Raw genomic sequence first — 19,125 nt, 5'->3', positions numbered from 1 at the left:
TCGAGTTGTTCGTTATCCGGTTGCTGGTTATCGAGTTGTTCGTTATCCGGTTGCTGGTTATCGAGTTGTTCGTTATCCGGTTGCTCGTGATCAAGTTGTTCGTTATCCGGTTGCTCGTGATCAAGTTGTTCGTTATCCGGTTGCTGGTTATCGAGTTGGTAGTTAGCATTTTTAACCTTCAACTCGGAAGACCCAACACCGTTCAACCTTTCAACCTGTAACTTGTTTTGACCTAAAGACGCGGAATTCGGGACAAACAAACCACTGGGCAAGGACTGCTCTACCACTGGATGCCGTCCATCTATAATCCGAATTTCCCGGCTTTGATCCATATCGGGACGACAATATCCCTGATAAACGGCTATTTCTGCTAATCCACACAACACATCCAACGCTGCTACCGCCCGAGAGACACCCCGAATCCTGTCAGCTTCCAGCCCTACCTCATGGCGCAAACCTACAAAAATTTCATACTCTAAACGATTCAAATCCTCCCGCGCCGTGAGAATCCGTGCTTCCCGTTCCTTGAGCTCTGGGGTTATGTAGCGCTCTTCATTAACTAACGTCTGCTTCCGAATATAGTTATCTGGTACCTGAGCTGTCTTAGCACGAGGTACACTAATGTAATATCCAAAGGTCTTATTAAACCCTACCTTCAGCTTGGGAATATCTGTCTTTTCCCGCTCCGTCACTTCCAAATTGGCAATCCACTGCTGATCCTCCTCGGCTTGACCACGCATTTCATCCAACTGCTGATTGACCTGAGGCCGAATTAATTTCCCCTCAGTCAGATGCAAGGGTGGTGACTCTACCAGATGCTCCTGCAGTGTGTGCCCTAACTCTTCCAATTGTGGCGGTACAGTCTGCATCACTTTCAGATAGGGAGAAGACCCATAAGCCGCTAGGTCAGCTAATTCCGGTAACCTCAACAGAGAATCCCCTAGGGCAACTAAATCTCTGGCATTCGCTCTACCAGAACTTGCTTTCCCTGTCAACCGCTCCAAGTCATAAATTTTACGAAGCAGCTGCTGTAAGTCCTGGCGCAGTCCAGTATTCTCCACTAATTCCGCGATCGTATCATGTCGCGCCCGGATTCCCTTAATCTCTAGTAATGGTTGCAGTAGCCAGCGCCGCAATGCTCTACCTCCCATGGCTGTACTGGTTCTATCTAGAGCCCAAAGCAGGGAACCATTAAAGGTGTTATCTCGGACAGTAGCAGTAATTTCCAGATTGCGACGAGTCTGGTGGTCGAGAATTAAATAATCAGCAATGGTATAGGTACGTAATATCTGTAACGCTACATAATTTTCTTTTTGGGTATCTTTCAGATATTCCAACAATCCACCAGCAGCACGGACACCAAGGGGCAGATGTTCACACCCTAACCCTTCAAGCGATCGCACTCTGAACTGTTCCAACAGTCGCTGTCGGGCTTCGGCCAAGGTAAAGTGTCGTTGGGGACGGAGTGCATAACAAAATGAATTTGGTAAACAATCCGGTAAACTCTCAGAGGTCTGACCAGGTCGTAGCATACTCCCCAAATCGGGAGCATTGGTGGGAATTAATACCTCCGACGGCTGCAAGCGCATCAATTCCTGAACCAGCAGGTCTAACTCTCGGTCTTGAGTAGTCAGAAATTCTCCAGTGGAAATATCTGCATAGGCTAAACCCCAATGATTCTTAGCAATCACTACTGCTGCCAGGAAATTGTTACGACGAGCATGGAGCATCTCCTCTTCCATCAAGGTACCGGGGGTAAGGACACGGGTGACTTCCCGGCGCACCTGACGTCCTTCTTTGGCTGCTACTGAGGCATCTTCCACTTGGTCACAAATTGCGATCGCATAGCCTTTTTCCACGAGCATGGTGCTGTAGCGGTCCAAAGCATGGTGAGGAACCCCTGTCATTGGCACCCGTCCCACTCCCTTACCTGCTTCTTTGCTAGTTAAGACCAGTTCCAGGGCTTCAGAAATTATTCTGGCATCCTGAAAGAAGGTTTCATAGAAGTCCCCAACTCGGTAGAGCAGCACAGCATGGGAATACTGGTCTTTTAGTTGAGCAAAATGCTGCATCATCGGTGTCAGCTTACTGCGGTCCACTGTCCGATGGTCAGTATTCTCAGGCGCAACTTTCCTTGCTGCTTCAGTTGCCCTTTTCGGAAGGTTATCGTTGGATTCGGGAGTAGATGCTTGAGGGGATCTGCTCATTGACTAAGCTAGAAATACCAATATTCTATCCTAATCGGTAAATCCAACTTACCCTCGGTTTGTTAGATTGATTTCCACTGGGCTTCTATTACTCTATCGCCATAGTTTTTTCAAGACTAGGCAGTTGATTACTGTAGTCAAATATGTCACTTAGGTTTTAAAATACTTTTGAATTAGGGTCAATACTGCTTTGGTCATTAGGGTGCATCTATCTTATTTGTAAACTATACTTCCAAGGCTCTCAGTCTCGTCAGGCAGACTAAAATCAAACAGAATTAAATAGAATTAAACAAAATTAAATAAAATAAAAGAGCTTGAACCCGAATTGAATTATGTCTGAACCATCAATTACTGTTACAGTCAAGCTTTTTGCTGCCTATCAAGAAACCTATGGCTTGCCAGAACTCCAGTTAGGATTTCCTCCTCAAACATCAGTATCAGCCGTGCTAGACCGTTTACTGAGTGAACACCCAGAGCTGGAGCAATGGCGTGAAGTGACCCGCTTTGGCATCAATCTGCAATTTGTTCCCCCGGATACACCCTTGCAAGATGGGGATGAAGTGGTTCTGATTCCTCCTGTTAGCGGTGGCTAATCGATGATTTTGCCTGCAAGCCTTTTGCCTCCAAGGATTGTGTTTTTAGTCAGAACTCAGAACAGGATGCCTCGCCAAAGGGCATTGCTTAAAGTAGGAGTAATTTTTCGGTGCCAAATGGCTGTTCGCGTAGCGTACGCATTAGCTGATAGCTGATAGCTGATAGCTGATAGCTTACCTAAAAAATAAACACAAGTTGCAGCTGCAAGTCTTTTACCTGACGCAGGATTTCAATTTTTTGAATAAATTCCCGAAAGTAAAACCGACGCTCTGATTCTGATAAATCAATCCAGAATTGAGGAATGGATACTGTTTGAGCGATCGCTTTTAAATTCACTGGCGGCAAAGCAGCTAGCTGCTGCTGCAATTGGTAAATTTCTGTGCGTAGTTTGTATGCTCGTAAATCAGCAGTTTCTTGATCAAGCACCCCACTAGAGGTTAACAGGGGTAGTTGCTCTAAATTATCTTTTTTTTGAGTAATTTTACCCTTAAGGGATTCCTTAACCCCATCCAAACTGGGAGCATTCATAGCAGCAACAGCACGGGGTAATTCCTGACAGATCAGTTGAATAGTCTGCTCCAAAACCTGTTCATAACTAATAGCACGACATTTGGGATGCTTAGGACAATTGATCGGACGTAGGTAGAGATATTGTTTGTTTTTACGGTATTGAGTAACACTAACAACGGTCATTCCCGACTGACATTCCTGACAAACCACTAACCCTGCCAAAGAACGGGGAGCACTGGCGGTGCGAGGAGGTAATTGTCGGTTGCGCCTGAGCAGTCGGTCAATCTGTGCGGCTTCTTCGCGATTCAAAATAGCGTTATGGGTATCGGAAATGACCTCACCATTTTTTTGATAGCCAAGGTCTCCCCGATAGACTGGATTTGTCAGCCAACGACGCCCGGTAGTCACGGAAATCCGTTTACCATATTTTTGCTCTAAGTACCGTACTGCACCCCGCAAGGAACCATAAAGCAGAAACTGCTCAAAAAAATCTTTAACCACCGGTGCAGTACTGCGGTCAATTAGATAGCGGTCTTTGCCCCGCCGATAGCCATAGGGGGCTTTTCCTGGTGGGGGTAAAGCTTTGAGGCGATTACGAGCATGTCCTTGCCGAAGGCGGCGGCTGTTGACTTCCTGCTGAATTTCCTGTAGAAGTTTCAGTAAACTAGCACGAATCGCAGTGTAGTTGGTAGCATCGGTTAGCTGAGCAGATTTGTAAGATTGCTCTGTGGCAACCAAGCAAACACCAAGGCTTTCAACTTGGCTAATGCGATCGCTAATTTCAGCTAAACACTCTCCCAGTTCTTCCAGGCGACGAATTAGCAAGTAATCAGGGGGTTGAGCTTGGCAATCCGCAACTAACTGTTGCCACTGCTGACGTCCTCCCAAATCTAGATAGACCTGATCCACCTCCAAACCCCAAACTGCTGCGTCAGGTCGTGGGTCAAGTAGGGGATTGCTGTACAGGTAGGCAATGGTTTTCATCTATTTTCCCGATCCCTACCTTAAACCCCTAAGTGCTAATCTGACTAATCTCACTAATCTCAATAATATTACAATCTGGATCTTGGGTAAATAATGCCGCACGACCAGACGAGCTCAATTGAATCGGGTAACCATGAGCTTGTAGAGATTCCTTCGCTTCATCTAAATTTCTTACACTAAAGGCAATGTGGGGATTACGACCCCATTTTTGAATATTTTTTAGCTCAACTTTAGCATTAGGATTAACCATCAAGTGAATTTGGAATTGACCAACTTGGTACCAAGCACCAGGAAATCTCAGCTCTCGTTCAACTTTAGATAATCCCAGAATCTTACCGTAAAAATTCTCTGCCTTTTCCAAATCAGAAACTAAAACAGCAACATGAAGACACTGATTAATTTCCATAGTCTTTTCATGTAAAGTTACACGTTATAGGTTACAGGTTTAAGGTTTTAATGTTGAAGGTTTTAAGGTTGAAGGTTTAAGGTTGAAGGTTGAAGGGTTGAAGGGTTGAAGGTTGTTTGGTTAGAGGTTAGAGGTTAGAGGTTACAGGTTGCTCGGTTATTTTACCAACCTTAACCCTTGGCCTATTGGCCACGGGTGCGCGTTCAACCTTCAACCTGCTAACCTTGGCCTATTGGCCACGCTACGCGAACAACCTTCAACATTAAAACCTTGGCCTATTGGCCACGCTACGCGAACAACCAGTTAACCTTGGCCTATTGGCCACGGGTGCGCGTTCAACCTGTTAACCTTCAAGGTAGCCAACGAGCATTAAATCCAGTTAGGAGTGGTTCGGCTTCCAGCTTCACTGGAGTATCTGACGATGTATCATCCACTAAAGGTAATAGCCAGAGTCTAGCATTGGCAATTATTTGTCCTTCATCAGTGATCAAACCTTCATCAGATGCCCGTTCAGGGACTATTTGATCAAAGAGTATGCCTAAGTCATCTGGGGACAAACTCATATGAACTTCCTGTTGCTCGGGTAAAACTACCAAGCGCTTTAAAGTATACTCATTCTTGTCATTAGGTTTAAGGTTAATCGCTGCTAGGAACGGTTCTTCTTTGAATTCTTCCCCAGCAATGAGTTGGCTGAGCAGACAATAGAGAATCTGGTTTTGCGCCGAGAATTCACAACTATGGACAGAACCAGTGGTGCGCAGTATCTCTTGCTCAGAGCCTTGGTTTTTGACTAGAAATAGCGATCGCGTATAGTCACTATTAAACTTAACCATCACTGCCGCTGAACCATCCTTAGCAAAGTTTAGGACCATGCCAAACTTAGGTAAAAAGTCTAGGGGTTGAGCATTTGGTGTCAAGGGTAAAATGCCCACTCCCTGACCTTGAGCCATCGCGATAGCGTTGCTGTCAGGAGTAATCATAAAATCTCCTCCTGGTTCATGGTCTAATGGTTTTGGTTTAGTACCAGGTTGTATGGTCCACAGCCCAAATTCCGAAGGATTACTCCGACTGACCCGCTGCACCACAATCGTTTTACCATCAGCAGACAAATCAAACTTCAGATTCTGGTAGTCTTTGCTATCGAGAACCTGATCAACTTTACCATGAGAGTCTGAGGATACGGTCGCTTGAGCTGGGGCACGAGTAGATATGCCCGTGGTCACAGTATATAATTTTGCAGAGAGCAAGTCCTGTTCTTTATTCTGACTTCTAACAGCAGAGAAAAGAATTCGGCTGCCATCAGGATAGAACTTAAAGTCCATAACCAGCAAATCTGGAGGCGTCAAGATAGTTTTTTGTTGGCGAGTGAGATTATAGAAAATTAATCGCCCCTGTTCTTCTGCTTTAACACCCACATAGGCAAAGGCTCGGTCACGGGTACGGAAAGATGCCTTAAACGGTTCCATGGCAGTCTTATTGCCAGGCTTAGCGAATTGGTCTACTGCCCCAGTCAGCTGGAATTGATACTCAGTGCCATAGGGTAAAGGGAGCAGCGGAGTATAAGCCATTTTACGTCCAGCCCAGCTAATTTTGCCGGGGATGGCTGGAACTATCTTCAGATTAGTTTCTACACTAGTCTGATCCATAGGACGGCTGAAGGTTAGGATAAACGCTTTATCCTCCGCACCGACTTGTTTATCTTGCCACGAAAATTCCCTTACCCTGGGGGCAGTGCGATCGCCAGTCCACAGTAATATACCAATCAGTAGACTCAGTATAACTATGACTGCCCCAGCAGTACGGTCAATGGGTTGAAGAAAGGTTTGAATCTTCATCTAATTAAATCTATCAGGAAAATTAGTGCAGAGTTCTAGTCTAGAGTTTCCAGAGCAAATGCCATTTAATTTATACCACCAAGACTTTATATAGCGGTTCTGATAGTAATCAGGTACACAGAATTTTGTAGCTACTCCCTACTCCCTACTTCCTCAAACCGACTCTCTACTCCCTAAAACCTAGCACGAAAGTACCTTAACCAATTTATAACTGAGAAATGCTATAGTTAACATCCCTCAGATAGACTAGTTTAATTTATAACCAAGTTATCAGGTTTATCACAATAAAAATTATCACAATCAAATAATACAAATTGTCAACCTTTTTGGCTTTGTAATAAATCTTAAAACTTCCTGAATAATCTACTAAACCCGAGGATTAGCTGGCTATACTCAAACCAGGTGATATATCTGAAGTCAGGTATCCCTATAGTTGCTATATCTATTAACTGGAGCTAGCTACCTGCTGCTGAAACCCTGTCATTTGAGTCAAGTCATTGGACAGAATTAGTTGTTAGGGTAACAATTAGCATGCACTAACTAGATATCTGCGAAAGTCTAAATAAATACTCATTAAATGAGTATTTATATCTAGGCAAAAATACTAACCAATAACTAGTAACTAGGAGAATTGCAGTGATTTTTTTTAAAGGAATTAAGCCACAACAAGTTTATATTATTTTAGTGCTTATCAGCATTAATGTAATTGTTTTTATGGCTCTAATGTCAAAAATGCCAACTAATTTTATAGTAGCTTTATAGTAGCGTTTTAGTGTATTTTACTAGTCATTTAGTAGTATCAGCCTGAGCAATTCCTCATTGAGACCTCATTGAGAACAATATGCTAGAGTATCTCCCCCCACTCAACGATCACAACTTGCCGTATCCCGATACCATTCATCCGATCGTGGTTCATTTTGTGATTGCCATGGTATTGTTTGCCGTCTTTTGTGACACTGTCGGCTACTTTAGCCGTAATTATCGCCTGTATGAGGTAAGTTGGTGGAATTTATTTTTTGCGACTATTTCTATCTTTATTGCTGTTATTTTTGGGCAAATTGAAGCCGGATTAGCAGAGCCTTACACAGCAGCAGAGGGAACATTGAACCTGCATACGCTGATTGGTTGGTCTCTATCTGGCATCATTGCAGGGGTGACAGCATGGCGCTACATCATTCGTTCTCGCAATCCCAAAGAGTTACCCATACCTTTTTTGGGGGTGGGGGTGTTGTTAGTAGGGTTAGTGTTTGTCCAGGTCTACCTGGGTGACTTACTCGTTTGGGTCTATGGATTACATACTGTTCCGGTAGTAGAAGGGACTAGGGAGGGCTTGTTGCAATGAGTTCAAACCTAATTGACCAACTAGGGAGCCAATTGGGAGCCAATGGCTTGCCTTACCCGATTCCGATTCATCCCAATCTGGTACATCTAACCCTTGGTTTATTTATCGTGGCCATCGGCTTTGATATCGTTGGGGTCTTGTTTCCCTTGGAAAAGCCAGTCTTTAAGATACTGGCAATTCCTGCCACAAGATCCAATTTTTTTGATGTCGGCTGGTACAACATGCTGGCAGCAGCAGTAGTTACTTTCTTCACCGTTGCAGCCGGTTTCTATGAAATCATGCTGGCAGACCCACCCACAGACGTTAGAAGTGCCTGGGGATTACAGGCCATGGAAACCATGCTTTGGCATGGAGTTGGTGGGGTCTTGTTGCTGCTGCTGATTGTAGGAATGGCAGTATGGCGAGGATTTCAGCGATTTGTTTGGAATAAGGATAGGGCCAGACAGGTACAATGGACCTATTTGTTAGCGGGACTAGGGATTTTCGCACTGATGTTTGTTCACGGTACCCTGGGAGCGCAACTGGCGGCAGATTTTGGCCTACACATTAGCGCTGATCGCCTGTTGAGACTGGGAGAAGATCCAAACTTACTGTTGAAATAGATAGGCTTATGAATATTCGCAGGATTTTGACCTTGGTTGTCGTTGCGATCGCATTAGCCGGGATTAGTCTGTGGATGGGTCAACAGGCTTACTCTTGGTTTCCCCCCCAAGCTTCAGCTGAATCCCTGCTAGTTGACGATTTATTCAGTTTCCTTGTGACACTGGGAACCTTTATTTTCTTAGGAGTAGTAGGAACCCTAACCTATTCAGTCTTGTTTCAGCGGGCAGGCAAGTATGACATCAGTGATGGTCCACCAATTGAAGGAAACATCACCCTGGAAATCGTCTGGACAGCGATTCCCTTAGCCTTAGTAATTTGGATTGCAGCCTACAGCTACCAGGTCTACGACCAGATGTCGATTCTCGGTCCGATGGACCATGTTCATATAGAAATGGCAACCGCTGAGGCTGCACCCATCGAGCCAAGCACTCACTCACAAATGCCTGACTCCAGTGAACCAATAGAGCGCATCGAAGTCTTGTCTCGTCAGTGGGCGTGGGAATTTCGCTATCCCGAGCAGAGTATCAGCAGCACAGAACTTCATTTACCCAATAACCATCGCATCAAGCTTACCCTGAAATCAGAGGATGTGATACATGGGTTTTATATACCCGCCTTTCGAGTCAAGCAGGATATTATCCCAAATCAGGCGATCGAGTTTGAATTTACTCCCATTCGCGAAGGCAACTATCGCTTGCGGGATTCTGAATACAGTGGGACTTACTTTGCAGCAATGCAGGCGGATGTGGTAGTAGAATCCCCGGAATCCTATCAGCAGTGGCTTGCTCAAGCAGCGGTTCACCCCCCCACACCAGCCTACAATCCAGCCTTCGAGGAATATCGTCGAACCTCTGAAACAGCAATTAGTGCAGGCTGGAAAACGGTGGTTCCAGCTGCGCCTCCTATGGTGAATTACTCCGGTTCCAATCTGCAAAATAAAGGGTTATGACTAATCTTTCTTCAGTTGAACCAATCGGCTCTTTGGGCAACCAGCCCTCGCCAGGTACCCCTGAAGACTGGAAACGGTTTTTCAGCTTCAGCACCGATCACAAAGTGATTGGGATTCAGTATATTGTCACCTCTTTTTTGTTCTTTCTCATTGGTGGAATCTTTGCCATGATCGTCCGGGGTGAACTGATTACCCCAGAAGCCGATCTGGTCGATCGCACCGTCTACAATGCTATGTTTACCCTCCACGGAACAGTAATGCTGTTCTTGTGGACTTTTCCAGTGTTGGCCGGGCTGGCCAATTACCTAGTACCCCTGATGATTGGGGCACGGGATATGGCATTTCCCCGGCTGAATGCCCTCGCCTTCTGGATGGTGCCTGTTTTTGGGATTGTCCTGATGGGAAGCTTTTTAGCTCCAGGAGGCCCAGCCCAAGCAGGTTGGTGGTCTTATCCACCCGTGAGCCTGCAAAACCCCACTGGTGCTTTGATTAGCGGTCAATTTCTCTGGCTACTAGCCGTGGCGCTCTCGGGGATATCGTCTATTCTGGGAGCCGTCAACATCGTAACCACGATTATTCGGATGCGATCGCCCGGAATGACCTTCTTCCGAATGCCTGTGTTTGTCTGGGCTGTACTCAGTGCCCAGATTATTCAATTATTTGGCTTACCTGCCCTGACTGCTGGAGCGATCATGCTGTTGTTTGATTTAACCCTAGGCACCAGCTTTTTTGACCCTGCCAAAGGGGGCGATCCCATTCTGTTCCAGCACTTTTTCTGGTTCTACTCTCACCCAGCCGTTTACGTAATTATCTTACCGATTTTTGGCATTTTTTCAGAAATATTCCCAGTTTACGCCCGCAAGCCCCTTTTTGGTTACAAAGTAGTTGCTATTTCATCCCTAATTATTGTTGGGTTGAGCGCTATAGTCTGGGTGCATCACATGTTTGCTAGTGGCACCCCCGGATGGATGCGGATGCTGTTTATGTTCTCCACAATGTTGATTTCCGTGCCAACTGGCATCAAAGTCTTTGCTTGGGTAGCCACCATTTGGGGAGGTAAACTCAGACTAACCAGCGCCATGCTTTTCGGACTAGGTGGCTTAGTGATGTTCGTATTTGCGGGCATTACTGGCATTATGTTAGCAGCCGTTCCAGTAGATATTCACGTCAACAACACCTATTTCGTTGTTGGTCACTTTCACTACGTTATCTATGGCGCAACAGTTATGGGGATTTATGCCGCCTTCTACCATTGGTTCCCCAAAATGACAGGGCGCATGTATAATGAAGGATTGGGAAAACTGCACTTTGCCCTAACCTTTATCGGAGCCAATCTCAATTTCTTCCCCATGCACCCATTAGGACTGCAAGGCATGCCCCGCCGAGTTGCGTCCTACGATCCCGAATTTGCCTTTTGGAATGTGGTTGCTAGCATTGGAGCTTTCCTGTTGGGCATGTCTACTTTGCCCTTTATCCTCAATATGGTCGGTTCCTGGGTACAAGGAGAAAAAGCACCAGCCAATCCCTGGCGGGCGATCGGGATAGAATGGCTTGTCTCCTCCCCGCCCAGTCACGAGAACTTTGAAGAGTTACCTGTGGTGATTGCCGAACCCTATGGCTATGGCAAATCTGAACCTTTGCTTTCTAACCCTGATGCCCTAGAAGTTAGCCATGAACCCAACTGAAATCGATCCATCACTCACCTCTGGTGTAATACCGAGTAAGACCCATACCTCTGATGGGACAGCAGAACATAGCCATGATGAAGCGGGCAACAGCATGTTTGGCTTCATCATCTTCTTGCTCTCGGAAAGTGTAATCTTCCTGAGTTTCTTTACTGGATACATTGTTTACAAGACTACCACAGCCGACTGGCTCCCCGCTGGTGTCACAGGGCTAGAAATTAAAGAGCCAGCTATTAATACTGTAGTGCTGGTGTCTAGTAGTTTCGTAATTTATATTGCTGAACGATATCTCCATGCCAAAAATCTGTGGGGCTTTCGGGCATTTTGGCTCTTGACCATGGCAATGGGGAGCTACTTTTTGTATGGTCAAGCAGTGGAATGGAGCAGTCTCCCCTTTGGGTTTACCGATGGGGTATTTGGCGGCACCTTTTATTTGCTCACCGGGTTTCATGGTTTGCACGTGCTCACAGGAGTCTTGTTGCAATTGATTATGCTCGGACGCTCCTTCATTCCCGGTAACTACGACAACGGTGAGTTTGGGGTTGCTGCCACCTCCCTGTTCTGGCATTTTGTCGATGTGATCTGGATTATTTTGTTTGTGCTGATTTACATCTGGCAGTAGCCTTATTCCTAGGTTGGGTGAGCAGGAGCGTAACCCAACCAGGTAATGCTGCTGCTCACGTTTAGTTAGATTTTCAAGAACAAAATGCTCTATGAAACTGACATCATTCAATGGGTTGAACAACAAGTTTACCTGATCAAAGAACAACGGTATAATTAGTAGTTAGCCCTCAAAAAAAATTATCAAAAAAGTTGTAATATAGAAGGATGTCAGGAACCCCACGGCTATAAGCCGGGGGCTTGAATAAAGCCCACCTGACCAGCCAAAGACCTAAAAAGTCTACGTTTAGAGCAAGAGTTTAAGTCCTACCTATGAATGCATGAACCAGTTTGTAGCTCTAGAACTTCAGCATTAAGTGTGGTGTACAAGGGTTAAGCCCGTGTGTTGAAGAAAGTACCGACTCTAAACATTGGCGAGGTTCACATTACCCCTAATGGGAGATTAAACTCATGTTTGTTTTTGTTTTGAACAGTTCAAGAAAACCTTTAAACCCAACTCATCCAGCTAGAGCCAGAAAATTGCTCAAAACGGGAAAAGCGGCTGTGTTTAAAAGGTATCCTTTTACGATTATATTGAAGGAGGAAGTTGCTGAACCAAATAATCAACAGCTCAGGATTAAAATCGACCCGGGAGCGAAGACTACAGGTATAGCTATCCTGAGAAATGAATCTGTGCTGTGGGGAGCAGAACTGACTCACAGAGGGGATCAAATTCGATCCGCTCTGACCTCTAGAAGACAGTTAAGGCGTTCTCGCAGAAATCGCAAAACTCGTTATCGCCAACCTCGGTTTAACAATCGATGTCGTCAAGAGGGATGGTTGCCACCGTCATTAATCAGTCGAGTTGAAAACATATTGACTTGGGTAAAACGGCTTTGGCTGTTATCACCAATTGCTCATATCTCAACTGAATTGGTACGATTTGATACCCAACTCATACAAAACCCAGAAATCTCGGGAATTGAATATCAACAAGGAACCCTAGCCGGTTATGAATTAAGGGAATATATGCTAGAAAAATGGCATCGTCGTTGTGTTTACTGCGGTGCTACGGACACTAAGCTAGAGATTGAGCATATTGTTGCCAAGTCAAAAGGAGGCTCTAATCGCTTATCCAACTTGACTTTGAGTTGTCGAAAATGCAACCAAAAGAAAGGAAACAAACCGATTGAGCAATTCTTAGAAAATAACCCCTTACTGCTCAAGTCAATTCTATCTCAAGCGAAAAGATCACTAGCTGACACAGCCGCCGTTAATGCTACTCGATGGAAACTGTTTAATGGCCTCAAAGAGCTAGGAATACCTGTGGAAACGGGAACTGGTGGTAGGACTAAATACAACCGTTGTCGTCAAAATTTACCTAAAACTCATTGGTTGGACGCGGCCAATGTAGGCTACTCAACCCCAGATACCTTAAAAATTTTAGTGTCAAGACCAATGAGAATCAAAGCAACAGGACATGGCAACCGTCAAATGTGTGGAACAAATGCTTTTGGTTTTCCGATTCGACATCGGTCAAACACCAAGAAACACTTTGGATTTCAAACAGGGGATATTGTTAAAGCTGTTGTTACCAAAGGGAAAAAAGTTGGCTCTTATATTGGTCGAGTTTTATGTCGAGCAACCGGTAGCTTTGATATCACAACGGCTACAGGTCGAGTAGCCGGAATTTCACACAAATACTGTTCTTTTGTTCATCGCAGCGATGGTTATTCCTATCAATAAGGATTCCCTTACGCTCAGTTGTTTATGTAAGGGGGAAACTTTCCTCCCCATACGTGAACGACAGGGGCTTCCAGTTTCCCCCTTACCAACCCCAATTTATGGTGAATAACAGAGAAACGGAATATCTAAAGACTTTCCTTGCACCTATCAAGAAGTGCAAGACCTACAGACCCAAGTTCGGGCAGGGTAACAGCGATAAGGGGCTATCCCTGAGTGGATTCAAGACGCTTTACGGTTCAGACCCTTTCTACGCATGGGTAGGTCTTGACACCGAGCTGATGTACGCTGCACATCGTGCAGCAGGTGGAATGACTTCCGTATATCGGCAAATCGGCATTGGGTGTGAACGTCTATTCCGTGCAGTTTTGGTAGATACAACTGGTTACACAGACCCCGTTTATGCAACCTGGTCCTACACAGCAAAGACTCGCTCTGGGAAAGATAAAAAGCTATCCCTTGACGGCAGACTTGAACTTTCTGAAGTTAAGAATCAAATGATTCTCAACAACGTCAAGCAATGGATTAAAGACTACTGTTCTGACTTAGGTGAAGTTACGGAACCCACTAACGGGATCGTTTTTGAAGTGCGTCAGGGTTACAAAAGCAAAGACTCCAAGCGTCAGAATGCCGACATTGATAATGCTGTAGTAGCATGGGCAAACGATTATCTTCCTGTATTCGCAATCTTTTCTTCACAGATTGATTCTGACATTGTACTGAGATACCGGAATAACCGTTGCGGTATTCTTATTGGTACAACGAATAGCAACAATAAAGAGTCTCTGTATGCCTTCTGTGACCAGGTTATTGGGTATGACTTAGCAGACTTTTTCAACCGTAATAGCACAGAGATTAAACAAGAAATCCATGATGTCCTGGAAACGTTATTGAGGGCTGAGTAATGGATATGACGGTTAAGCAACGTTCGGATTACACCTTCAAATACAACAAGAAACTTGGTAGACATGGATGGTTGCGGCTAACCCCCGCTTATTCCGTTAAGCTAGTAGAAGAAATTATTGATAACATCCCTGAAAATGCTTTCATCCTTGACCCGTTTTCAGGAACAGCAACAACTGGTATTGTGGCGGCTGAACATGGTTTTTATTCACACTGTTTTGATATAAACCCCTTCTTGATATGGTTAGGTAATGCTAAATGCCGTAACTACACAAAAACGGAACTTAAAAAGCTACAAATAGGGGTTAACAAAGCGCTGATAGAATCCAAATATTATCTTAATAAAGATAACTGGTTGCCAAAAATACATAACATTACAAGGTGGTGGTCCGTAGATACATTAAAAATTCTAGCTGCACTTCGTCAGGTGCTTGTTAACGAGTTTGGCGAACCGAAAGACAACAATGTTTCTTCTCTGGCATGGATTTCTTTTTGCCGGTTGGTTATTGAAACATCTTCCGCAGCATTCAATCATGTGTCCATGTCATTTAACGATGAAGTGACAATCTTTGAGGTAGAACAGATTGAATCTCTGTATTTAGAAATCTTGGATGCGATCGTTGAGAATGCCAGTGAAGCACTTTCCGGTTCCGCATCGGTTCACTCCGTAGATTCACGGGAACCTGTTTCTATTCAAGAAGTGAAGTATTCCCACGTTGTTACCTCCCCACCTTACCCAAACCGGATCAGCTATATTAGGGAACTTCGTCCTTATATGTACTGGACAAAATTTCTTGATACTGCCCGTGAAGCTGGTGAACTTGATTGGAAAGCGATCGGAGGAACATGGGGAATTGCTACCAGCAGACTTCAGAACTGGCAATCAAACAGTATTGAATTGCCGGAACTTATAAGGCTAGTAGTTTCCGAAATCCTTGAGACTGAAGAAAAGAATACCTTGTTGATGGCCAATTATGTCTATAAGTATTTTCATGATATGCACTTACATTTTCATAATCTAAAAAGTATACTGAATAAAGGTGCTTTACTGTCGTATATTGTGGGCAATTCTAGTTTCTACGGTGTGCAGGTACACACGGAAAAACTACTTGAAGATTCGCTAAATTACCTTGGGTTCACAAACGTGGGTAGCAAGGCGATAAGGAAACGTAACAGTAAGAAGGAACTGTTTGAATACTGCGTTTATGCCACATGGAAGTAAAATAAAAAAAAGTTCATTATCCTGTTACATCTGGCACTAGGGTTATTCTTAGGTTGGGTGAGCAGGAGCGTAACCCAACCAGGTAACGCTTTCGTCACGTTTAGTGATATTTCCAATAAAAAAATGCTCTATAAAACTGACATCATCCAATGGGTTGAACAACAAGTTTCTCTGATCAAAGAACAACGATATAGTGAAGTAGACTGGGTTAATCTCCTAGAAGAGATTCAAGACTTGAGTAAACGAGAGCGAGACCGCTTTTTATCTTCTATTCGTTTAACGATTCAACATCTGTTGAAATGGGAATATCAACCTGAAAAACGGTCTAGGTCTTGGGAAATCACCATTAAACGAGAGCGCAATAACCTTAAACGCTATCTCAGAGATACTCCTAGTTTAAAGCGATACTGGGCAGATTTATCAAAGGTTTATGGTGATGCGAGAGCCGATGCTGCCAATGAAACCGGAATTTCCGATTGGGACTTTCCTGACAACTGTCCCTATTCCCCTGAGCAAATCCAATCCGATTGGTTTCCTCCAAACTAGATGTAAAACCATGGATACCCAAACGACCTATCGAGAAATAATCAAACAAGTTATTTTAAAATACACTCAATTTCGTCCCTCTCATGGAGACATCCGACTTGATCCCATTTTTGACGAAACACGAGAGCACTATGGATTAATGCAGGTAGGATGGTCACAGGGAAAAAGAATCAGAGGAAACCTAATATATATTACTCTAAAAAATACTAAAATTTATATTGAATATGATGGAATAGAAACGGGTATCACTACTGATTTAATTAATGCTGGCATCAAGAAAGAAAATATTGTTTTAGCTTTCTATCCTCCCGAAATGCGTCAGCAAACTGAATTTGCCGTCAATTAAAAATTGATTCGTGTTTGATAAAATCAAGGCTATAACAAATTTAAGTTTAAATGACCATGGATAGAAAATACAGGTTACCGCTTATAGGAGTAGGGTTGACTATTAGCTTCATCATAATGGGTTGTAATCCCTCTGATGATGCGTTAGAAAAATCTCGTTATCAACCCTTGAATCTAGCTGAAATCAAAGGTAAGGGAATAGGAGATGATCCGAAAGCGATCGCATTAGACTTATTTGGTAACAAAGAAACGGTAGAGAACGAGTTTACTGAAGAAATAAAGGTGATTGATCAGCAAGCTTTTGAAAAAATCGTGATTCTGACCCAGATGAATCTACCTGATGACCAAATTAGGGGCAAGCGTTATCGACTTGAGTTTCAATTCGATCAATCTACCGGTAAATGGAATTTAAAGGAAGCAGGTCGTCAACAGTCCTGTTATAGAAGTGAGAAATCTACAGATTGGACAATTGAGCCTTGTGCCTAGCTAAACTTGTCGATAGCGTTTATCGTATTTATGAGGTAAGCATTTATGTCAATCAGCACCGAAGCTATCAAGCAAGACCTGGATCTACTTACTGCTGAACAACTTCAGCAAGTCGCTGATTTTATTGCATTTCTTAAATTTCAAGATAAACGTCGTCGGATTGTTCTTGATCCTGCTCAGTTAAAAGCCCTTGCTCATGAGTTTGTTGAGGAAGACCGCGCTCTTGCTGAAGTGGGAATGAGCGATTATGCGGCAAGTCTTGATCAAGAAGATAAGCTATGACCAATCAATATCAAAGCAGTATCTCTACCACCAAAAAAATATAACCAATCGCTACACCTGATCGTAAAATCGAAAATTTTTTATTAAGATTAATATAGCATAAGTTAATAATTTTAAGCTCCTAAAATCCTGTAAATCCTGAACTCCTGTAACTTCCGACTTCCCACTTCAAACTTCGGACTTTTACTATGATTATCGACGACCAATATTACGACTTTATTATTATCGGCACAGGGGCTGGCGGTGGAACCTTAGCCTATAAACTTGCGCCAACTGGGAAGAAAATTCTCATCCTAGAACGAGGGGATTTTATGCCTCTAGAAGAACAAAATCGCAGTAATGTCGATATTTTTAAGCGAGAACGCTATCATGCTCCTGAAATCTGGTATGACACTGCTGAAGAACCGTTTTTCCCCCAAATGAATTACGCTATCGGTGGCAATACTAAAATCTATGGTGCAGCATTGCTACGACTGCGGGAGCGGGATTTTGAGAAAGTGCAACATCAACAGGGAGTATCGCCGGAGTGGTGTTTGAAATATTCGGACTTTGAACCCTACTACACGGAAGCGGAACAGCTTTATAAGGTTCACGGTCAGGCAACCAGCGATCCCACCGAGCCATTTCATAGTCAAGACTATCCCTTTGAAGCAATCCCCCAAGAGCCTCAAATTGCGGAAATTTACAATGCGATCGCTCAACAAGGTCTACATCCATCTTACCTACCGTTAGGACTGACGCGCCAAGACGACGACCCAACCAATGATTCCGAGGTCAGCGGAATTGTGCCAGCCTTGAAACATCCGAACGTGACCTTAAAAACCAATGCGAAAGTGGTCTGTTTGCACACTAATCCCTCAGGTTTAGCAGTCAAAGGGGTCGAAGCCGAAATTGCCGGACAATCCTACTTGTTTATGGGGGAGATTGTAGTGGTTGCTTGTGGTGCCGTGAATTCAGCAGCATTGCTATTACACTCTGCCAATGATCGACACCCCCAAGGACTTGCCAACAGTTCGGGGCAAGTGGGACAGAATTTGATGAAAAGCCTAATGACTGCTGTAGTGCAACTGAGCACTAAGCCCAATTCAGGTGCTTTTCAAAGAAGTATTTATCTCAATGATTTTTATTGGGGTGATCCCGATTTTCCTTACCCAATGGGTCACATTCAAAATTCCGGTGGATTGCTGACAGATATTATTTTTGCTGAAGCACCACCACTGTTATCAGTTCTGGCAAAATTTATGCCAGGATTTGGACTAAAGCAGTTAGCTACTCGTTCCATTGGCTGGTGGGTGCAGACCGAGGATTTACCGGATCCCAATAATCGAGTACGAATTGATGGAAACAAGTTGTATATTGACTACACTCCCAATAATATCGAAGCCCACGATCGCCTAGTTTATCGCTTGACTGAGGTGCTAAAAACCATTGAAAAACGGCTGGATAGTTTTCAGAGCGGGAAAATATATCCCCGTGGGGAAGTACCGATTCAAGTAATGGCAAACCAGTGTGGCACCTGCCGTTTTGGGGACGATCCTGCTACTTCAGTGCTCGATCGCAACTGCCGCACTCATGATGTGGACAATCTTTACGTAGTCGATGGCAGTTTCTTTCCATCCAATGCCAGTGTCAGCCCAGCTTTAACCATTATTGCTAATGGTCTACGGGTGGGGGATCATCTGATTGAACGGTTTGGGTAAGTGCTAGTGGTGCTTCAGGGGCGGGCTTGCCATCATTTTCACACTCCCCAGTTTTAGGTTGCTGCCCGTAACGCACCACCGGGTAAAACAGCAAATGGGTTTCGATTGCCAAAGCGCGATATTAATTATTATAACTATACGTCAAAATCTAAGACTTGATCCCAGTTAGAGCTGATTTGTAAA

The 19,125-nt window shown here is 44.1% G+C and carries 18 protein-coding genes; 14 read left to right on the top strand and 4 right to left on the bottom strand.

The window, feature by feature from the left end; translation table 11 throughout:
• Positions 1–2,207 (bottom strand): DNA mismatch repair protein MutS (mutS, locus tag AC4II3_RS03365; RefSeq protein ID WP_488006707.1); only part of this gene is annotated, 2,207 nt, incomplete at its 3' end.
• A gap of 332 nt (positions 2,208–2,539) precedes the next feature.
• Between mutS and AC4II3_RS03360 the strand changes: the two genes are divergently transcribed.
• On the top strand, positions 2,540–2,800 hold the full coding sequence (locus AC4II3_RS03360) for a MoaD/ThiS family protein (protein ID WP_009149283.1): 261 nt from the start codon (positions 2,540–2,542) through the stop codon (positions 2,798–2,800).
• Positions 2,801–2,978: 178 nt separating this feature from the next.
• On the opposite strand, the gene AC4II3_RS03355 is transcribed toward AC4II3_RS03360, so the two are convergent.
• From AC4II3_RS03355 to AC4II3_RS03345, 3 genes are all read right to left on the bottom strand, one after another.
• A complete protein-coding gene (locus tag AC4II3_RS03355; RefSeq protein WP_488006704.1) occupies positions 2,979–4,295 on the bottom strand; it encodes a recombinase family protein in 1,317 nt (438 codons plus the stop codon).
• A gap of 28 nt (positions 4,296–4,323) precedes the next feature.
• Positions 4,324–4,701: a VOC family protein gene (locus AC4II3_RS03350; protein ID WP_488006702.1), complete on the bottom strand. Its 378-nt coding sequence runs from the start codon at positions 4,699–4,701 to the stop codon at positions 4,324–4,326.
• 350 nt (positions 4,702–5,051) lie between these two features.
• Positions 5,052–6,536, bottom strand: a complete 1,485-nt coding sequence (locus tag AC4II3_RS03345; protein WP_488006700.1) for an Ig-like domain-containing protein — start codon at positions 6,534–6,536, stop codon at positions 5,052–5,054.
• Between the two features lie 841 nt (positions 6,537–7,377).
• Here AC4II3_RS03345 and AC4II3_RS03340 point away from each other — a divergent pair.
• The 13 genes from AC4II3_RS03340 to AC4II3_RS03280 all read left to right on the top strand — a co-directional run bounded on the left by AC4II3_RS03340 (position 7,378) and on the right by AC4II3_RS03280 (position 18,942).
• Positions 7,378–7,878 (top strand): DUF2231 domain-containing protein, encoded by a 501-nt coding sequence (locus tag AC4II3_RS03340; RefSeq protein ID WP_488006698.1) that lies wholly within the window; start codon positions 7,378–7,380, stop codon positions 7,876–7,878.
• A complete protein-coding gene (locus AC4II3_RS03335) occupies positions 7,875–8,480 on the top strand; it encodes a DUF2231 domain-containing protein (RefSeq protein WP_488006696.1) in 606 nt (201 codons plus the stop codon). Before AC4II3_RS03340 ends, AC4II3_RS03335 begins: the two co-directional genes overlap by 4 nt.
• 8 nt (positions 8,481–8,488) lie before the next feature.
• Entirely contained in the window at positions 8,489–9,430 is a 942-nt protein-coding gene (locus AC4II3_RS03330) for a cytochrome c oxidase subunit II (protein WP_488006694.1), read from the top strand.
• Positions 9,427–11,115: a cytochrome c oxidase subunit I gene (gene ctaD, locus AC4II3_RS03325; RefSeq protein WP_488006692.1), complete on the top strand. Its 1,689-nt coding sequence runs from the start codon at positions 9,427–9,429 to the stop codon at positions 11,113–11,115. The genes AC4II3_RS03330 and ctaD overlap by 4 nt, the downstream gene beginning before the upstream one ends.
• Positions 11,102–11,737 (top strand): cytochrome c oxidase subunit 3, encoded by a 636-nt coding sequence (locus AC4II3_RS03320; RefSeq protein WP_488006690.1) that lies wholly within the window; start codon positions 11,102–11,104, stop codon positions 11,735–11,737. Before ctaD ends, AC4II3_RS03320 begins: the two co-directional genes overlap by 14 nt.
• Positions 11,738–12,186: 449 nt before the next feature.
• On the top strand, positions 12,187–13,461 hold the full coding sequence (gene iscB, locus AC4II3_RS03315) for an RNA-guided endonuclease IscB (protein ID WP_488006688.1): 1,275 nt from the start codon (positions 12,187–12,189) through the stop codon (positions 13,459–13,461).
• 278 nt (positions 13,462–13,739) lie between these two features.
• Positions 13,740–14,363, top strand: a complete 624-nt coding sequence (locus tag AC4II3_RS03310; protein WP_488006686.1) for a hypothetical protein — start codon at positions 13,740–13,742, stop codon at positions 14,361–14,363.
• The gene (locus tag AC4II3_RS03305) at positions 14,363–15,583 is read left to right on the top strand and encodes a DNA adenine methylase (protein ID WP_488006684.1); all 1,221 of its coding nucleotides are present in this window, start codon (positions 14,363–14,365) and stop codon (positions 15,581–15,583) included. The genes AC4II3_RS03310 and AC4II3_RS03305 overlap by 1 nt, the downstream gene beginning before the upstream one ends.
• 123 nt (positions 15,584–15,706) lie before the next feature.
• A complete protein-coding gene (locus tag AC4II3_RS03300) occupies positions 15,707–16,129 on the top strand; it encodes a DUF29 domain-containing protein (RefSeq protein WP_488006682.1) in 423 nt (140 codons plus the stop codon).
• 10 nt (positions 16,130–16,139) lie between these two features.
• Complete coding sequence (locus tag AC4II3_RS03295; protein WP_488006680.1) at positions 16,140–16,475, top strand: element excision factor XisI family protein; 336 nt, start codon at positions 16,140–16,142, stop codon at positions 16,473–16,475.
• Between the two features lie 116 nt (positions 16,476–16,591).
• Positions 16,592–16,960, top strand: coding sequence for a hypothetical protein (locus AC4II3_RS03290; RefSeq protein ID WP_488006678.1), 369 nt, complete (start codon positions 16,592–16,594; stop codon positions 16,958–16,960).
• A 45-nt stretch (positions 16,961–17,005) separates the two neighbouring features.
• Complete coding sequence (locus AC4II3_RS03285) at positions 17,006–17,242, top strand: hypothetical protein (RefSeq protein ID WP_488006676.1); 237 nt, start codon at positions 17,006–17,008, stop codon at positions 17,240–17,242.
• 188 nt (positions 17,243–17,430) lie between these two features.
• Complete coding sequence (locus tag AC4II3_RS03280) at positions 17,431–18,942, top strand: GMC oxidoreductase (protein WP_488006674.1); 1,512 nt, start codon at positions 17,431–17,433, stop codon at positions 18,940–18,942.
• The last annotated feature ends 183 nt before the right edge of the window (positions 18,943–19,125 follow it).

The sequence above is a fragment of the Moorena sp. genome (assembly GCF_982860115.1).
The sequence above is the reverse complement of the archived record's forward strand: the minus strand, read 5'-3'. Positions and strand labels throughout refer to the sequence as shown.

Bases quoted from the DNA above. Each gene is read 5' to 3' on its own strand.
- AC4II3_RS03285 (WP_488006676.1), top strand. From the start codon at position 17,006: ATGTCAATCAGCACCGAAGCTATCAAGCAAGACCTGGATCTACTTACT.
- AC4II3_RS03350 (WP_488006702.1), bottom strand. From the start codon at position 4,701: ATGGAAATTAATCAGTGTCTTCATGTTGCTGTTTTAGTTTCTGATTTG.
- AC4II3_RS03305 (WP_488006684.1), top strand. From the start codon at position 14,363: ATGGATATGACGGTTAAGCAACGTTCGGATTACACCTTCAAATACAAC.
- AC4II3_RS03290 (WP_488006678.1), top strand. From the start codon at position 16,592: ATGGGTTGTAATCCCTCTGATGATGCGTTAGAAAAATCTCGTTATCAA.
- AC4II3_RS03355 (WP_488006704.1), bottom strand. From the start codon at position 4,295: ATGAAAACCATTGCCTACCTGTACAGCAATCCCCTACTTGACCCACGA.
- AC4II3_RS03295 (WP_488006680.1), top strand. From the start codon at position 16,140: ATGGATACCCAAACGACCTATCGAGAAATAATCAAACAAGTTATTTTA.
- AC4II3_RS03320 (WP_488006690.1), top strand. From the start codon at position 11,102: ATGAACCCAACTGAAATCGATCCATCACTCACCTCTGGTGTAATACCG.
- ctaD (WP_488006692.1), top strand. From the start codon at position 9,427: ATGACTAATCTTTCTTCAGTTGAACCAATCGGCTCTTTGGGCAACCAG.
- AC4II3_RS03330 (WP_488006694.1), top strand. From the start codon at position 8,489: ATGAATATTCGCAGGATTTTGACCTTGGTTGTCGTTGCGATCGCATTA.
- AC4II3_RS03360 (WP_009149283.1), top strand. From the start codon at position 2,540: ATGTCTGAACCATCAATTACTGTTACAGTCAAGCTTTTTGCTGCCTAT.
- AC4II3_RS03345 (WP_488006700.1), bottom strand. From the start codon at position 6,536: ATGAAGATTCAAACCTTTCTTCAACCCATTGACCGTACTGCTGGGGCA.
- AC4II3_RS03280 (WP_488006674.1), top strand. From the start codon at position 17,431: ATGATTATCGACGACCAATATTACGACTTTATTATTATCGGCACAGGG.
- AC4II3_RS03300 (WP_488006682.1), top strand. From the start codon at position 15,707: ATGCTCTATAAAACTGACATCATCCAATGGGTTGAACAACAAGTTTCT.
- AC4II3_RS03310 (WP_488006686.1), top strand. From the start codon at position 13,740: ATGTACGCTGCACATCGTGCAGCAGGTGGAATGACTTCCGTATATCGG.
- AC4II3_RS03335 (WP_488006696.1), top strand. From the start codon at position 7,875: ATGAGTTCAAACCTAATTGACCAACTAGGGAGCCAATTGGGAGCCAAT.
- iscB (WP_488006688.1), top strand. From the start codon at position 12,187: ATGTTTGTTTTTGTTTTGAACAGTTCAAGAAAACCTTTAAACCCAACT.
- AC4II3_RS03340 (WP_488006698.1), top strand. From the start codon at position 7,378: ATGCTAGAGTATCTCCCCCCACTCAACGATCACAACTTGCCGTATCCC.